This is a genomic window from Brevundimonas sanguinis, assembly GCF_029636725.1.
GTDB classification, from domain to species: Bacteria; Pseudomonadota; Alphaproteobacteria; order Caulobacterales; family Caulobacteraceae; genus Brevundimonas; species Brevundimonas sanguinis.
On the sequence record NZ_CP116770.1, the window covers coordinates 418282 to 432948 of the forward strand.

Genomic DNA, 14667 nt, shown 5'->3' on the forward strand with positions numbered 1-14667 from the left:
CTCAGCCTTTAGGAGTCTCCCTTGGCCGAAGTCGTTCTCTACACCAAACCCGGCTGCCCCTACTGCATCCGCGCCATGGCTCTGCTGGACAGCAAGGGCGCGGCCTATACCAACATCGTCGCCTCCAACGACCCTGAGAAGAAGGCCGAGATGGTCCAGCGCTCGGGCGGCGCCGCCACCTTCCCGCAGATCTTCATCGACGGGAAACACGTCGGCGGCTCGGACGACATCCACGCCCTGGACCGCAAGGGCGAGCTGGACGCCTTGCTGGCGGCCTAGGTGACCGACACGCTCGACATTGCGCTGATCCAGACGCGGACGCCGGCGACGGCGGCCGCAGGGCTGGCGCATGTCGAGCCCCTGATCCGTCAGGCGGCGGCCGGGGGCGCGCAGCTGATCCTGACGCCTGAGGGGACCAATTTCCTCGAACAGCGCCGGGCCTTCCGCGACGCCGCCCTGTCGGACGAAGGCGCCGATCCGGCTGTGCTGGGGCTGCAGGCGCTGGCCGCCGAACTGGGCGTCTGGCTTCTGGTCGGCTCGGCCATTGTCCGTTCGGGCGTGGCGGACGACCCGCGCGCCGCCAATCGCTCGCTGCTGATCGACCCCGGCGGGACGATCACGGCGCGCTATGACAAGCTGCACGTCTTCGATGTCGACCTGCCGAACGGCGAGACCTATCGCGAAAGCGCCTCGGTGCGGCCCGGCGAGGCGGCTGCGGTCGCCGATACGCCCTGGGGCGGTCTGGGCCTGACCATCTGTTACGACCTGCGGTTTCCGCACCTGTATCGCGCCCTGGCCAAGGCGGGCGCGAGCCTGATCGCCGTTCCCGCCGCCTTCACCCGCCCGACCGGCGAGGCGCATTGGGAGACGCTGCTGCGCGCCCGCGCCATCGAGACGGGCGCCTTCATCCTGGCCCCGGCCCAGGGCGGCGCGCATGAGGACGGCCGCCAGACCTGGGGCCGCTCCCTGGTCGTCGGGCCGTGGGGCGAGGTCATCGCCCGGCTCGACCACGACGAACCGGCCGTGCTTCACGCTCGGTTGGACCTTTCCTCTGTGGAGCGGGCGCGCGCCTCCGTGCCGGCCCTGCGCCACGACCGCGACTTCGACCTGCCCCTATGATCCGTTACGCCCTTTGCTGCGACCACGACCACGGCTTCGAGGCCTGGTTCGGCTCTTCGTCCGACTATGACGATCAGGCGGCGCGCGGCCTGGTCGAATGCCCCTTCTGCGGTTCGACAGCCGTGAGAAAGCAGATCATGGCCCCGGCCGTCTCGGGTACGAAAAAGACCGCGCCGTCGACCGACGCCCTGAAACCTGAAGCTCTGAAGCAGATGCAGTCGATGATGATGCAGGCGGCGCAGCAGGTGCGCGCCCACGTCGAGCAGAACTTCGACTACGTCGGCGACGCCTTCGCCCGGGAGGCCCGCGACATCCACGAAGGCCGCAGCGAAAAACGCGAGATCTACGGCGAGGCCACCCCCGCCGAGGTCAAGAAGCTGAGGGACGACGGCGTGCCCTGCGCCCCCCTGCCCAGCTTGCCGCCCGACCCCAAGAAGGCGAATTAGTCGCAGTCTTTCGCTGGCGACGCACGGTGCGCGGTCGCCTATGTCGGGCGCGGAGGGGTTTGACGCCAACGGATGAATGGAGCGTGCAATGGCGATTCAACAGGGCGAAGCTGAACGCCCGCTATCCGAACTGAACTGGCGGGCCATGACGCCGGACGACCTCGACGGCGTGGTCGCGGTGGCCCAACTGTCCTTCCCCGATCATCCCGAAGAGCGCGCCTGTTTCGCCAACCGGCTGGAGCTCTATCCTCAGGGCTGCTTCGTTCTGGCGGCGCCGGACGGAGCGATCATGGGCTATCTGGTCGCCTATCCGTGGAAGGTGAATGCGGCCCCGGCGCTGAACGTGCTGATCGACGCCATCCCGACCGACGCCGAGGTGGTCTATCTGCACGACCTGGCCCTGCACCCCGATACGCGCGGCGGCGGCCACACCCGCCCCATCATCGAGCGTCTGGCTGATCAGGCCCGGGCGGACGGCTGGCCGTCGGTGGCGCTGGTCGCGGTCAACGACGCATCAAGCTTCTGGTCGCGCAACGGTTTCGAGGTTCAGAACCCGCCCGGCATGGCCGCGAAGCTGGCCAGCTACGGCGACGACGCCCGCTACATGGTCCGGCCGCTCTGAGCGGTCAGGCGTCCCGCGTCGCCATCATCATATAGTTGACGCCCACGTCGTCGCCCTCGCTCCAGCGGTCGTTCAGCGGGTCGTAGGCCAGGCCGTAGGGGCCGGTGACGCTCAGGGGCTCCCCGTCCAGCATGGCGCGCAGTTCCTCGGGCTTGAGGAACTGGCGCCAGTCGTGGGTGCCCGCCGGCACCCAGCGCAGCACATATTCCGCCGCGACCTTGCCCAGCAGCAGCCCCTTCAGCGTGCGGTTCAGGGTGGCGACGATCATCAGGCCGCCGGGCTTGATCAGCCTGGAGCAGGCGCGGATGAAGGCTTCCGGATCGGCGACGTGCTCGATGACCTCCATGGTCAGGACGACATCGAACGGTCCGGCGCCCGCTTCGACCATCTGCTCCACCGTGGCGGCGCGATAGGCGATGTCCAGCCCGACCTGTTCGGCGTGGGCGCGGGCGGTGCCGATGTTCTCGGACGAGGCGTCGATGGCGGTGACGTCAAAGCCCATGCGCCGCATCGGCTCGGCGATCAGCCCGCCGCCGCAGCCGATGTCGATCAGGCTGAGGCCGTCGAACGGCGCGCGCGCTTTTACGTCGCGCTGGAAATGCTCCGCCGCCCGATCCCGCACGAATTTCAGCCGCGCCGGATTGAAGCGATGCAGGGGGGCGAAGGGGCCTTTGGGGTCCCACCACTGCGCCGCCTGGGCCGAAAAGCGCGCCACATCGGCAGGATCGATGCTCGGCCCTTCGGCACGATCGGTAGCAAAGGGTGAAAAACCCTCATCGCTTTGGGGTTTGCGCGGATCAAGGCTGTCGTTAGAAGCGGGCATGGGCTCAGGCATGGACCGCCTTCGCCCGCCATGCAAGCAGGGGGATCAGGCGCAGGGATGACGCGGGCCGACACGAACCGGTTGGTGATGAAGTTCGGCGGCACCTCCATGGCCGACCTGGAACGCATCCGTCGCGCGGCGCGCATCGTCGCCGCCGAGGCCTCCAGAGGCAAGGGCGTGGCCGTGGTCGTCTCGGCCATGGCGGGCAAGACCAATGAGCTGGTGGCCTGGACCGACGGCGTGGGCGCGGCGGCGCCGGGCTTGTACGCCGACAGCGCCCTGTCGGACGACGAATATGACGTGGTGGTCGCCTCGGGCGAACAGGTGACCTCGGGCCTTCTGGCCCTGACCCTGCGCAACATGGGCTTCAAGGCCCGCAGCTGGATGGGCTGGCAGATTCCGATCCTGACCGACGACGCCCACGGCCGCGCCCGCATAGAGGACGTGCAGGGCGACGTGCTGGGCGCCGCCGTCGACGCGGGCGAGATCGCCATCGTGCCGGGCTTTCAGGGCGTGACCCGCGACGGCCGCATCACCACCCTGGGCCGGGGCGGCTCGGACACCTCGGCGGTGGCGGTGGCGGCGGCGCTGGGCGCGCCGTGCGACATCTACACCGATGTGGACGGCGTCTATACGACCGACCCGCGCATCCAGAGCCGCGCGCGGCGTCTGGAGAAGGTGTCCTACGAAGAAATGCTGGAGATGGCGTCGCTCGGCGCCAAGGTGCTGCAGACCCGCTCGGTCGAGCTGGCCATGCACAAGCGCGTGCCGGTGCGCGTCCTGTCCAGCTTTATCGAACCGGATGAAAACGGAAACCTGCCGCAACACGCCGGCACCCTGATTTGCGACGAGGATGAGATCGTGGAAAAGCGCATCGTTTCCGGCGTGACCATGAGCCGGGACGAAGCCCGGATCACGCTTTTGGGCCTGTCGGACCGGACGGACGCCCCGGCCGACGTCTTCACCCGCCTGGCCGAGGCCGAGGTCAATGTCGACATGATCGTGCAGAGCCAGGCCCGCACCGAAGGCGCGGTCAACCTGACCTTCACGACCGGCCGCCGCGACGCGCGCCGCGCCGCCGACCTGATGATGGCGGCCAAGGCCGAGATCGGCTTCGAGGAGCTGCGGGTCGACGACGACGTGGCCAAGGTGTCGGTGATCGGCGTCGGCATGAGAAGCCACGCGGGCGTGGCCCAGACCATGTTCCGCGCCCTGGCCGACAAGGGCGTGAAGTTCCAGGCTATCTCGACCTCTGAAATCAAGATCAGCGTTCTGATCGATTCGGATTATGCAGAGTTGGCGGTGCGTGCGCTGCACGCAGCCTACGGACTGGACGCGGAAAGCTAGGATAACGGACGCGCCGCCCTATCTGAACGGATCGGACGGTTAGGCGGGAGAGACCATGGTAAAGGGCGCAGCAGTGACGGCGAGGGGGCCACGCCTCCTGTTGCGCCAGATCCGCGAGGCCCTGGCCGGGCCGGGGGGCGGCGCGCCGGCTCAGACCCGGCTGAACATGGTGGTGCGGATCATCGCCCGCTCGATGGTGGCCGAGGTCTGCTCCATCTATCTGCGGCGCGCCTCGGGCGAGCTGGAGCTGTTCGCCACCGAGGGGCTGAACCCCGAGGCCGTCCATAACACCCGCCTGCGCCCCGGCGAGGGGCTGGTCGGCGAGGTGGCCCGCACGGCCGAGCCGCTGAGCCTGTCGGACGCCCAGTCGCACCCCAGCTTCTCCTACCGGCCGGAAACGGGCGAAGACCCCTATCACGCCTTCCTCGGCGCGCCCCTGCTGCGCGGCGGCCGGGCCATCGGCGTCCTGGTCGTCCAGAACCGCGCCGCTCGTCGCTATGACGAGGAAGAGATCGAGGACATCCAGACCATCGCCATGGTCCTGGCCGAGACGGTGGCCTCGGGCGAGCTGCTGGCGCTGGAGGAGCTGCGCGACGTCGAGGTGGCACCTCATCGGCCCGAACGGCTGCGGGGACAGAAGTTCGCCGAAGGCCTGTCGTTCGGTCGGGCGGTGCTGCACGAGGCGCCGATCGCGCCCGAACAGCTTCTGGCCGACGACCCGATCGCCGAGGAGGTCCGGCTGAAGGCGGCGCTGGACGGTCTGCGCACCAGCATCGACGCCCTGCTGGAAGGCAGTCAGGGCAAGCTGGGCGGCACCCCCTATGAGGTGCTGGAGACCTATCGCATGTTCGCCGACGACCGGGGCTGGAACCGGTCGCTGGAGGAGGCGGTGCGCTCTGGCCTGACGGCCGAGGCCGCCGTCGACCGCGTTCGTAACGAGCACCGCGCCCGCTTCGCCAATGCCCGCGATCCCTACATCCGCGAGCGTCTGCACGACTTCGAGGACCTGGCCAACCGCCTGCTGCGGCTGATGGCGGGCGACCATCCGGGCCAGCGCGACCTGCCCGACGACGCGATCCTGGTGGCCAAGAATCTCGGTCCAGCGGACCTGCTAGAATATCCGCGCCACAAGCTGCGCGGCCTGCTGCTGGAAGAAGGCTCGGCCGCCGCCCACGCGGCCATCGTCGCCCGCGCCCTGCAGATCCCCTGCGTCGGCCGCCTTCAGGGCCTGCGGGACCGCCTGACCGAGGGCGATCAGGTGATCGTCGACGGCGAGACGGGCGAGGCCTATCTGCGGCCGCGTCCGGACATGCTGGCGGCGGTCGAGAGCCGCATGGCCGTGCGCGCCCAGCAACGCGCCGAGTTCGACCAGCTGCGCGACACCCCCGCCGTCACCAAGGACGGCAAGCGCATCGTGCTGCTGACCAACGCCGGTCTGGCGGTGGACCTGGAGAATCTGGACGCTACGGGGGCTGAGGGCATCGGCCTGTTCCGCACGGAGTTCCAGTTCATGGTCTCGGACGAACTGCCGCGCTTGGACTCGCAGACGGCCCTCTACAAGCTGGTGCTGGATGCGGCGGGCGATCGGCCGGTCACCTTCCGCACGCTGGATATCGGCGGCGACAAGGTCCTGCCCTATCTGGACAATGAGCGCGAGGAGAACCCGGCGCTGGGTCGGCGCGCCATCCGTCTGGGGCTGGATCGTCCGGCCCTGCTGAGGATGCAGCTGCGCGCCCTGCTGACCGCCGCCGCCGGCCGCGAACTGCGCGTCATGTTCCCGATGATCGCCACGGTGGACGAGTTCAGGGCCGCGCGCGAACTGGTCGACATCGAATGCGACTGGGCGCGACGTCGGGGCCGCCCGCTGCCGTCCCTGCTGCGCGTCGGGGCCATGATCGAGTGCCCCAGCCTGCTGTGGCATCTGGACGCCCTGCTGCCGCTGACCGACTTCGTCTCGATCGGCACCAACGACCTGATGCAGTATATGTTCGCCTCCGACCGCACGAACCCGCGGGTGTCCGAGCGTTATGACGCCCTGTCGCCGCCCTTCCTGCGCGCCCTGGCCGAGATTCAACAAAAGTGCGCCGACAGCGCCACGCCCGTCTCCGTCTGCGGCGAACTGGCGGGCCGCCCGCTGGAGGCCTTCGCCCTGATCACCCTGGGCTACAGCCGCCTGTCCGCCCCGGCGGGCGGGGTGGGGCCGGTCAAGCGCATGATCCTGTCGGCGGATCTCAATGCGGCGCGACGGGGGATGAACGTCCTGCTCGGCTCCTCGGCCGGGTCGGTGCGCGGCGAGATCGAGTCGCTGGCGCGCAAGCTGAACGTGGAAGTCTAGGAAAGCTGCGCCGCTTTCCCGCGTTGCCCGCGCTCCTCGCCTCGTCTAAGCGGGGATGACGGGCGCACGGCCGCCTGGCGTGACGGAACCCCGACCCTATGGACCAGGATCGGCAAGCCGCGTTCGACTTCGACGCCGACGCGACGCTGGATCAGACCCCTGAGCCGACGCCCCAGCCGGCGCCGGAAGATCCCTCGGAAGATTCCCTGGGCGCGACTTTGCGCGCCGCGCGTCTGGCCTCGGGCCTGTCGATGGCCCAGCTTTCGACCATGACGCGGGTGCATCCGCGTTTCCTGACGGCGCTGGAGCAGGCTGAGTACGCCGCCCTGCCGTCGCGCATCTTCTCGATGGGCTATGTGCGCGCCTATGCGGGCGCCTTGGGGCTGGACGAGCTGAACGCGGTCGAGCGGTTCAAGCAGGAATATCCCGATGCGGCCGTGCCGTTGCAGCCGCCGACGGGCGCCGCCCTGCAGCAGATGCGCCAGAACTCGCCCAAGATCTTGGGCGTCATCGGCGCCTTTCTGGCGGTGGTGGTCGGCTGGAACGTGTTTCAGCGGCTGAACCGCATCGAGGCGCCGCACCCGTCGGATCTGGTCGCCGTGCCCAAGGACTGGGCCGAGCAGGCCGACCGCCAGCGCGACCGCGCCCTCTACCTCGGCGCCCCCCGGGCCGCCCCGCCGGATCAGACCACGCCGGCCATGTACATCACGCCGGGCCTGGAGGCGCAGCTGACCGGCATCGACCCGGACGACCCCAACGCCGCGCCGCCGCCGGCCCCGCCGGTGCAGGCCGCCTTCAACCCGCGCGGCGCCATCTACGGCGCCTCGGCCACGGTGTCGCAGGTCACGCTTCAGGCCCGCAAACCCGCCATCCTGGTTATCCGTCAGGGCGACGGCCGCATCCTGTTCGCGCGCCAACTGGCGGCGGGCGAGGCCTGGCGCGCGCCGCCCGGCCTGTCGGCGACCATCGACACGCCCGATCCGGAGGCGTTCGACGTCTATCTGAACGGCGAGCATGGCGGCGTCCTGCCCGCGCCTCAGTCGCCGCTGGGCGCGCTGAACAATCGCGCCCAGGCCGCCGCGCGTGAATCCGAGGCGCGCGCCGCCGCCGCCGTCGAGGCCCGCGCCCGCGCCGCCCAGGCCGCTGCGGCGGCCGCCGCAGCGGCGGCGCCGGGACCGCAGCCGTATCAGCCTGCCGCCGCCCCGGTCGCCCAGCCGCCCGCCGCCTGATCTGATCCTTTGGCTGCGACGACGATCTTTCGTCGTCTGTCGTGGTTTTGCCGTCCGTCCTGTCCTATGTGTACGGCGTCATGAGCGACCACAGTTCCGAACTCGGCCACGTCCGCCCCTGGCGCCACATCGAGCGCCGCAAGAGCCGCCAGATCATGGTCGGCTCCGTTCCCGTCGGCGGGGGCGCGCCGATCAGCGTCCAGTCGATGACCAATACGCCGACCGCCGACGCGGCGGCGACGCTGGAGCAGATCCGCCAGCTGGAAGAGGCCGGGGCCGACATCGTCCGCGTCTCCTGCCCGGACGAAGAGTCGACGGCGGCCTTCAGCACCATTGCGCGCGAGGCCCGCGTGCCGCTGGTGGCCGACATCCATTTCCATTACCGCCGGGGCATCGAGGCGGCCCAGGCGGGCGCCGCCTGCCTGCGCATCAACCCCGGCAACATCGGCTCGATCGAGCGGGTCAAGGAGGTCGTCCAGGCCGCCCGCGACCACGGCTGCTCCATGCGCATCGGCGTCAACGCCGGGTCGCTGGAGAAGGAGTTGCTGGAGAAATACGGCGAGCCCTGCCCTGACGCGATGGTCGAAAGCGCCCTGAACCACGCCCGCATCCTGCAGGACCTGGACTTCCACGAGTTCAAGATTTCGGTGAAGGCGTCCGACCCCTTCCTGACGGTCGCCGCCTATCAGCAGCTGGCCGACGCCATCGACTGCCCCCTGCACCTGGGCGTGACCGAGGCGGGGCCGCTGCGCACCGGTACGATCAAATCGGCCATCGGCATGGGCAATATGCTGTGGTCGGGCATCGGCGACACCATCCGCGTGTCCCTGGCCGCCGATCCGGTCGAAGAGATCAAGGTCGGTTTCGACATCCTGAAGTCGCTGGGCCTGCGGCACCGGGGGGTGAACATCATCGCCTGCCCGTCGTGCGCCCGTCAGGGCTTCAACGTGATCGAGACGGTGGGGATTCTGGAAGAGCGGCTGGCGCACATCTCGACCGCCATGTCGCTGTCGATCATCGGCTGCGTCGTCAACGGGCCGGGCGAGGCCCTCTATACCGACGTCGGTTTCACCGGCGGCGGCAAGGGGGCGGGCATGGTCTATCTGAACGGCAAGATCGCCCACAAACAGGCTAACGACGGCATGATCGAGGAGATCGTCGCCCAGGTCGAAGCCAAGGCCGCCGAACTGGACGCCGCCCGCGCGGCTCCCGCCGCCCTCAACGCCGCCGAGTAATCATGAAACTCTACATCACCACCCCGTCGCCCTTCGCGCGCAAGGTGCGCATCGTCGCCCGTGAAAAGGGTCTGGCCGACCGTATCGAGGAGATCGTCGTCGATCCCTACGGCAATGCGCCGGAGCTGCTGTCGACCAATCCGGTGGTGCAGGTGCCGACCCTGATCGCCGAGGACGGCCTGCCGCTGAACGACAGCCCGGTGATCGCTGAATATCTGGACGCCCTGGGCGCCGGCCCGCGTTTGCTGCCCGCCGAGGGGGCGGAGCGTCTGCGGGTCAAGCGGCTGGAGACGCTCGGCAACGCCGCGCTGGAGATGGGCGTCAAACTGGTGCTGGAGAAGCGCCGCCCCGAGCAGGAGCGCTCGGCGTCCTGGATCGAGCGCTGGACCGTCAATATGGGCCGCGCCCTGGACGCGCTGGAAGCCGCCGCGCCGGACGCCCAGGCGCTGGACATGGGCGTGCTGACGGCGGGCGTCGCCGTCACCTGGATCGGCTTCCGCCACCCGGACTACGACTGGAAGACCGGGCGCCCGAACCTGGTCGCCATGCAGACGGCGCTGGAGCAGCGGCCCAGCTTCATCGACACCTATCCCGTCTGAGGCTCAGTCGTCCCCGTCGAACGCGGCGAGAAGGCGGTAACGCAGACGGGTGTTGTCCGCCTCCAGAACCTCCAGCCGGGCGCCGCGAAAGCCGATCACCGCGCTGTGGGCCAGGTCGTAGTCGAGGCTCTGGGTCTGGGGCGCGCTGTCGCCCATCGTCTCGCGATAGAGGAAGCGCACCTTGCCGTCGGCCCGGCCGTGGTAGATCAGCTCGCGTCGCCGCGCGTCCTCGTCGGCCTCTTCGATACGGATATCGCGCACCTGGGGCGTCGCGTTCCAGGTCAGGACGCACTGGCCCGGCGTGATGAAGCCGCGCACCGGGCCTGAGCCGTCCTTGGCGCGGCACAGCCCGCCGGAGGCGTAGGGCACCGTTCCGAACAGCGGATCGCGGGCGGTCATCCGGTCGGAAAAATAATAGATGTGGCGGGCGTCGCTCTGGCGCGCCGCCAGTCGGCCCGGCGCGATGGTGAAGCGTTTTCTCAGCACCCCGTCGCCCCAGCTCAGCTCATTGGCGAGGGCCAGACCCGGCAGGCTTCGGCTCCGTCCTGTCGCGACCGCCGCCTCCCCCAGTTCGATGGCGGTGACGGCCCCGAGAGCGGGCTGATCGATCTGTTCGATCTGCGGCGGGATCGTCTGCGTCGAGGCGCAGCCGGACACCAATCCCCCGACCATGACGCCGATCATCCATACGCGCATTCGTCGCCCCCCGGCCTAGTGTAGGGACAGTCGGCCAGCCGCGCGATCGGCTGTCAATGACCCGCGTTAGGTCAGGAGCTGATAGCCCTGGAACGCCGCCAGCACGATCAAGAGCCCGCCGACGGCATAGGTCAGCACCTTGCGCGGCACCTTCTTGACGATCAGGCCGGCGAAGGGGGCGGCGATCAGCCCGCCGACGACCAGTCCGCCCACAGCGGCGGCGTGATTCTGAAGGGCCCCGGCTTCTTCCCAGTGGCCGGTGACCAGGGCCCAGACGAAAGTGGCCGAGACGGCGACGGTCAGGAAGAACTCGGCCGTGTTGACCGTGCCGATGGCCTTGCGCGGCTCGTGCCCGGCGCCGACCAGGGTCGAGGAGACGGTCGGCCCCCAGCCTCCGCCGCCGATCGCGTCCAGAAAGCCGCCGACCAGTCCCAGCGGCCCGGTGATCCAGGCGGGCAGGCGGCGGTGCGGAATATCGTGCCCGGCCCGCCACAGAATCCACACCCCGATCAGGGCCAGATAGGCGACGATGAAGGGCTTGATCACCGCCGCTTCCAGCCCGGTCAGCACATAGGCGCCCAGCACCCCGCCGATCACCCCGGCGACGGCCAGCGGCGCCATCAGCCGCCATTCGACGTTCTTGTGCCAGGCATGGCTGCCCGCCGAGGCGGCGGTGGTGAAGACTTCGGCGGCGTGGACGCTGGCCGACGCCGTGGCCGGGGGCACCCCCAGCGCCAGAAGGACGGACGACGAGATGACTCCATAGGCCATGCCGAGCGCCCCATCGACCGCCTGGGCCAGGACGCCGACCAGCAGAAACAGGAAGAAGGTTTCCATTCAGCGCCTCAGCCGGGGATTACGGACCATCAGGCGCAGGTCGCAGCCGGTCTGGCAATGGCCTGCGCGAGGGCCCCTGCCGGGCGTCAGGCCCCCTCCAGCCGGGCGATGGCGTCCAACACGTCGCGCCCGCTGTAAGGTTTGATCACCATGGCGGCGGCCAGCTCGGCGTTGTGCGCCGCCGCCGTGACGTCGCCCGACAGGAAGATGACGGGCATGCCCCAGCGTGATTTCAGCTTGCGCGCCAGGTCGACGCCGGTCGCCTCCCCCGACAGATTGATGTCCAGCAGGGCCAGGTCGATGGCGTGCAGGGCGGTCGCCGCCTCGGCCGCTTCGGCGCTGTGGAAGGGGCCGATCACGCGATGTCCGGCGGCGTCCAGCGCCTCGGTCAGATCGGCGGCGGCGTCGGCGTCGTCCTCGACCAGCAGGACGGTCCGGGGCTCGACCGGCGTGGAGGCCGCCGTCGGCTCCCGCGGCGCCTGCCGCACCAGGACCGCGCGGACATAGGGCCACAGTTCGGCGGCGGGCCGCTCGGCGTCCAGGTCGAAGATGTTGGCCAGCGCCTTCAATTCCTTTTCGGCGGCGGGACTTATGGAAGGTGAGCCCGGCGTCAGCAGGTCGTCGTAGAGCGCGCACAGGCGCGCGACATCGGCGCCCGGCGTGATGCCCGCCGGCGCCCCTTCAGGAGGTTTGTGATGTGTCATGCCCTGTCTCCACTTCGGTTCCAGCCCGTTAAAGTCGAGGTGGAGCTAGGGCGCTTGCAGGTGCGAAGAAACCGAGCTGACGGGTTTGTGACGGCGGTTCACAATCGCTCCATGAGCGCGTGTAGAGGCGTTTTTATCGACACGGCGCGGCGGCGCGGGTAAGGCTCCGCCCTCGTTTTCCTCTGCAAGGACACGCCGTTGCGACTGCCCCAGGCCCGGCTCGATCAGGTGCTCGACCGCTTCCATCAGGTGGAGGCCCGGATGGGCGCCGCCACGGACGGCGCCGAGATCGTGCGCCTGTCGAAAGAGCACGCTGAACTCAAGCCCGTGGCCGATGCGGTTCAGGCCCTGGCGCGCGCCCGCGCCGAGATCGAAGACCTGAAAGCCATGGCCGCCGACCCGGAAATGGCCGCCCTGGCCGGCGATGAACTGGACGCCCTGACCGCACGCCTGCCGGAACTGGAGCGCGAGGTCGCCCTGCTGCTGGCGCCGCGCGACGCCGATGAGAACGCCTCGGCCGTGCTGGAAGTGCGCGCCGGCACCGGCGGCGACGAGGCGGCGCTGTTCGCCGGCGACCTGTTCCGCATGTATTCGCGCTACGCCTCCACGCGCGGCTGGCGCGTCGAGATCGACAGCGCGACCGAGGGCGATGCGGGCGGTTTCAAGGAAATCATCGCCACCGTCAGCGGCGAAGGCGTGTTCGGTCGCCTGAAGTTTGAAAGCGGCGTCCACCGCGTCCAGCGCGTGCCGACCACCGAGGCGGGCGGGCGCATCCACACCTCGGCGGCCACGGTCGCCGTCCTGCCCGAGGTCGAGGACGTCGAGATCGAGATCCTGGATAAGGACATCCGCATCGACACCTTCCGCGCCTCCGGCTCGGGCGGCCAGCACGTCAACAAAACGGATTCGGCGGTGCGCATCACCCACCTGCCCACCGGCATCGTCGCCACTTCGTCGGAGAAGTCGCAGCATGTGAACCGCGACAAGGCGATGAAGAACCTGCGCATCCGCCTGTACGACATGCAGCGCCAGGCCAAGGACGCCGCTCGTTCCGACGCGCGCAAGTCGCAAGTCGGCTCGGGCGACCGGTCCGAGCGCATTCGCACCTACAACTTCCCGCAAGGGCGCGTGACCGATCACCGCATCGGCCTGACCCTGCATAGCCTGCCGCAGATTCTGGAAGGCGACTTGGCCCCTTTGCTGGACGCCCTGATCGCCGAGGATCAGGCCGCTCGCCTGGCCGATCTGGAAGCTGAGTTCGCTTAGGACCAGGAGCCACGCCTCTCCCTCCCCGTCCCGGGGAGGGTGGTCGGAGCGAAGCGGAGGCCGGGTGGGGAGGGCTGGGCGATCCGGGCGCCACGAACAGCCTATGCGCCTTGATCGCCCGGCGCCTGAATAGCCTAGCCGCCCCCACCCCGCTTCGCCCTGACGGGCTCAGCCACCCTCCCTGGGACGGGGATGGAGAGGCGCGACGTGACGTCAGCGCCGCCGCTTCAGCACCCGGTCGCCCAGGCTCTCGGCGTATTTCAGCGTATAGGCCAGGGCGGCGGGGTTGCCGCGTCGGGCCCCGACGGAATCGGCCATCACCGCGCCTCGCTCGCCGATGGGCAGGGGCGGACCGATGGTCGTATCCTGGGCTGTCTGGTGTTCGATCTCGGCGTTCAGGCGCGCGCCCATCAGGATCACCTGCACCGAGAACCAGGTCCACAGCAGGAAACCCATGGCCGCCGCCAGCGGGCCGTAGGAATCGGTGCGCACGAAGTTGGTCAGGAACCAGCTGAACAGGAAGGAGACCAGCAGGCTCATCGTCGCTGCGAACAGGGCGCCCGGCGTCAGCCAGCGCCACCGCGCCCGCGCCCGGCTCGGCCCCAGCCGATAGATCAGGGCCAGCGCGCCGACATAGCCGAAGAACAGCAGGGGCCAGCGCAAGGGGGCCAGATAGGCCCATTCGTCCTGAAGCCCGAACACCGCCAGCACCAAGGGCACGCCGACCACCAGGGCCGAACTCAGCAGCACCGCCGCCATCGCCGAGACGGTGAAGGCCATGCACATCAGGTTGTAGACCACGATGTTGCGCCGCTCGACCTCATGGTAGGCGAGATTCAAGCCGTAGAAGAGCGTCTTGATGCCCCCGTTCGCCGCCAACAGCGTCAGCAGCAGGGTCCACACCAGGGTGAAGGTCAGCTGGCCGGTGGAATTGCCCGCCAGCCGCGTCATCTCAGCCCCCAGGAACTGCGCCACGTTCGAGGGCAGAATCTCATAGAGGAAGCTGAGCTGGCCCCAGGCGTCGGTCGGATCAGCGAACAGGCCGTAGATGGTGACGAAGGCACCCAGCGTCGGGAACAGCGCCAGCAGCATGAAGAAGGTCACGCCTCCCGCCACGAAGCCGACCCGGTCGCCGAAATAGCCCATCACCGTGCGCCACAGGATATCGACCCAACCCTTGTGCGGGATTTGCAACGGCCGCTGGGCCAGGCGACCGCGTCCCGGCTCCTTGTCGTCATAGTCCTCGGGCGTCGGATCGCGCGGCGGCAGGACGTCGGGGCGCGCCGGCCGCAACTCAAGGCCGAAGCGATGGCCTTGCGTATAGAGCAGGTGGGCGGCGGTGGCTCCGGTCGCCAGTCCGCCGGCCGCAGCCGCCAGATAACGCACCAGGCCGCCGCCGCCTCTCGTCG

The 14667-nt window shown here is 69.3% G+C and carries 15 protein-coding genes; 10 read left to right on the top strand and 5 right to left on the bottom strand.

The window, feature by feature from the left end:
- The first annotated feature begins 21 nt into the window (after positions 1-21).
- The 4 genes from grxC (at position 22) to PIB44_RS02000 (ending at position 2187) form a co-directional block, all read left to right on the top strand.
- On the top strand, positions 22-279 hold the full coding sequence (gene grxC, locus PIB44_RS01985; RefSeq protein WP_025976919.1) for a glutaredoxin 3: 258 nt from the start codon (positions 22-24) through the stop codon (positions 277-279).
- Entirely contained in the window at positions 280-1119 is an 840-nt protein-coding gene (locus tag PIB44_RS01990) for a carbon-nitrogen hydrolase family protein (protein ID WP_278070245.1), read from the top strand.
- Entirely contained in the window at positions 1116-1565 is a 450-nt protein-coding gene (locus PIB44_RS01995; RefSeq protein WP_278070246.1) for a DUF1178 family protein, read from the top strand. Before PIB44_RS01990 ends, PIB44_RS01995 begins: the two co-directional genes overlap by 4 nt.
- Positions 1566-1653: 88 nt before the next feature.
- A complete protein-coding gene (locus PIB44_RS02000; RefSeq protein WP_278070247.1) occupies positions 1654-2187 on the top strand; it encodes a GNAT family N-acetyltransferase in 534 nt (177 codons plus the stop codon).
- A gap of 4 nt (positions 2188-2191) precedes the next feature.
- Here PIB44_RS02000 and ubiG read toward each other — a convergent pair whose 3' ends face one another.
- Positions 2192-3010 carry a bifunctional 2-polyprenyl-6-hydroxyphenol methylase/3-demethylubiquinol 3-O-methyltransferase UbiG gene (gene ubiG / locus PIB44_RS02005; protein ID WP_278070950.1) on the bottom strand — a complete coding sequence of 273 codons (819 nt, stop codon included), beginning with the start codon at positions 3008-3010 and terminating at the stop codon, positions 2192-2194.
- Between the two features lie 57 nt (positions 3011-3067).
- Here ubiG and PIB44_RS02010 point away from each other — a divergent pair, with 57 nt between their 5' ends.
- The 5 genes from PIB44_RS02010 to PIB44_RS02030 all read left to right on the top strand — a co-directional run bounded on the left by PIB44_RS02010 (position 3068) and on the right by PIB44_RS02030 (position 9755).
- Positions 3068-4357 (top strand): aspartate kinase, encoded by a 1290-nt coding sequence (locus PIB44_RS02010; protein WP_278070248.1) that lies wholly within the window; start codon positions 3068-3070, stop codon positions 4355-4357.
- Between the two features lie 55 nt (positions 4358-4412).
- Positions 4413-6692 carry a phosphoenolpyruvate--protein phosphotransferase gene (gene ptsP, locus PIB44_RS02015; RefSeq protein ID WP_278070249.1) on the top strand — a complete coding sequence of 760 codons (2280 nt, stop codon included), beginning with the start codon at positions 4413-4415 and terminating at the stop codon, positions 6690-6692.
- Between the two features lie 98 nt (positions 6693-6790).
- Positions 6791-7921, top strand: coding sequence for a helix-turn-helix domain-containing protein (locus PIB44_RS02020; protein WP_278070250.1), 1131 nt, complete (start codon positions 6791-6793; stop codon positions 7919-7921).
- A gap of 80 nt (positions 7922-8001) precedes the next feature.
- A complete protein-coding gene (gene ispG / locus PIB44_RS02025) occupies positions 8002-9156 on the top strand; it encodes a flavodoxin-dependent (E)-4-hydroxy-3-methylbut-2-enyl-diphosphate synthase (RefSeq protein WP_134582166.1) in 1155 nt (384 codons plus the stop codon).
- 2 nt (positions 9157-9158) lie between these two features.
- Positions 9159-9755, top strand: a complete 597-nt coding sequence (locus PIB44_RS02030) for a glutathione S-transferase N-terminal domain-containing protein (RefSeq protein ID WP_278070251.1) — start codon at positions 9159-9161, stop codon at positions 9753-9755.
- A gap of 3 nt (positions 9756-9758) precedes the next feature.
- Here the strand turns inward: PIB44_RS02030 and PIB44_RS02035 are convergent, their stop codons facing one another.
- The 3 genes from PIB44_RS02035 to PIB44_RS02045 all read right to left on the bottom strand — a co-directional run bounded on the left by PIB44_RS02035 (position 9759) and on the right by PIB44_RS02045 (position 11992).
- The gene (locus PIB44_RS02035) at positions 9759-10451 is read right to left on the bottom strand and encodes a hypothetical protein (RefSeq protein WP_278070252.1); all 693 of its coding nucleotides are present in this window, start codon (positions 10449-10451) and stop codon (positions 9759-9761) included.
- Between the two features lie 66 nt (positions 10452-10517).
- The gene (locus PIB44_RS02040; protein WP_025976908.1) at positions 10518-11288 is read right to left on the bottom strand and encodes a sulfite exporter TauE/SafE family protein; all 771 of its coding nucleotides are present in this window, start codon (positions 11286-11288) and stop codon (positions 10518-10520) included.
- Positions 11289-11374: 86 nt separating this feature from the next.
- Entirely contained in the window at positions 11375-11992 is a 618-nt protein-coding gene (locus tag PIB44_RS02045; protein WP_134582170.1) for a response regulator, read from the bottom strand.
- Positions 11993-12190: 198 nt separating this feature from the next.
- Here PIB44_RS02045 and prfA point away from each other — a divergent pair, with 198 nt between their 5' ends.
- Positions 12191-13258 carry a peptide chain release factor 1 gene (gene prfA / locus PIB44_RS02050; RefSeq protein WP_278070253.1) on the top strand — a complete coding sequence of 356 codons (1068 nt, stop codon included), beginning with the start codon at positions 12191-12193 and terminating at the stop codon, positions 13256-13258.
- Between the two features lie 213 nt (positions 13259-13471).
- On the opposite strand, the gene PIB44_RS02055 is transcribed toward prfA, so the two are convergent.
- On the bottom strand, positions 13472-14644 hold the full coding sequence (locus PIB44_RS02055; protein ID WP_278070254.1) for a YihY/virulence factor BrkB family protein: 1173 nt from the start codon (positions 14642-14644) through the stop codon (positions 13472-13474).
- Positions 14645-14667 lie beyond the last annotated feature (23 nt).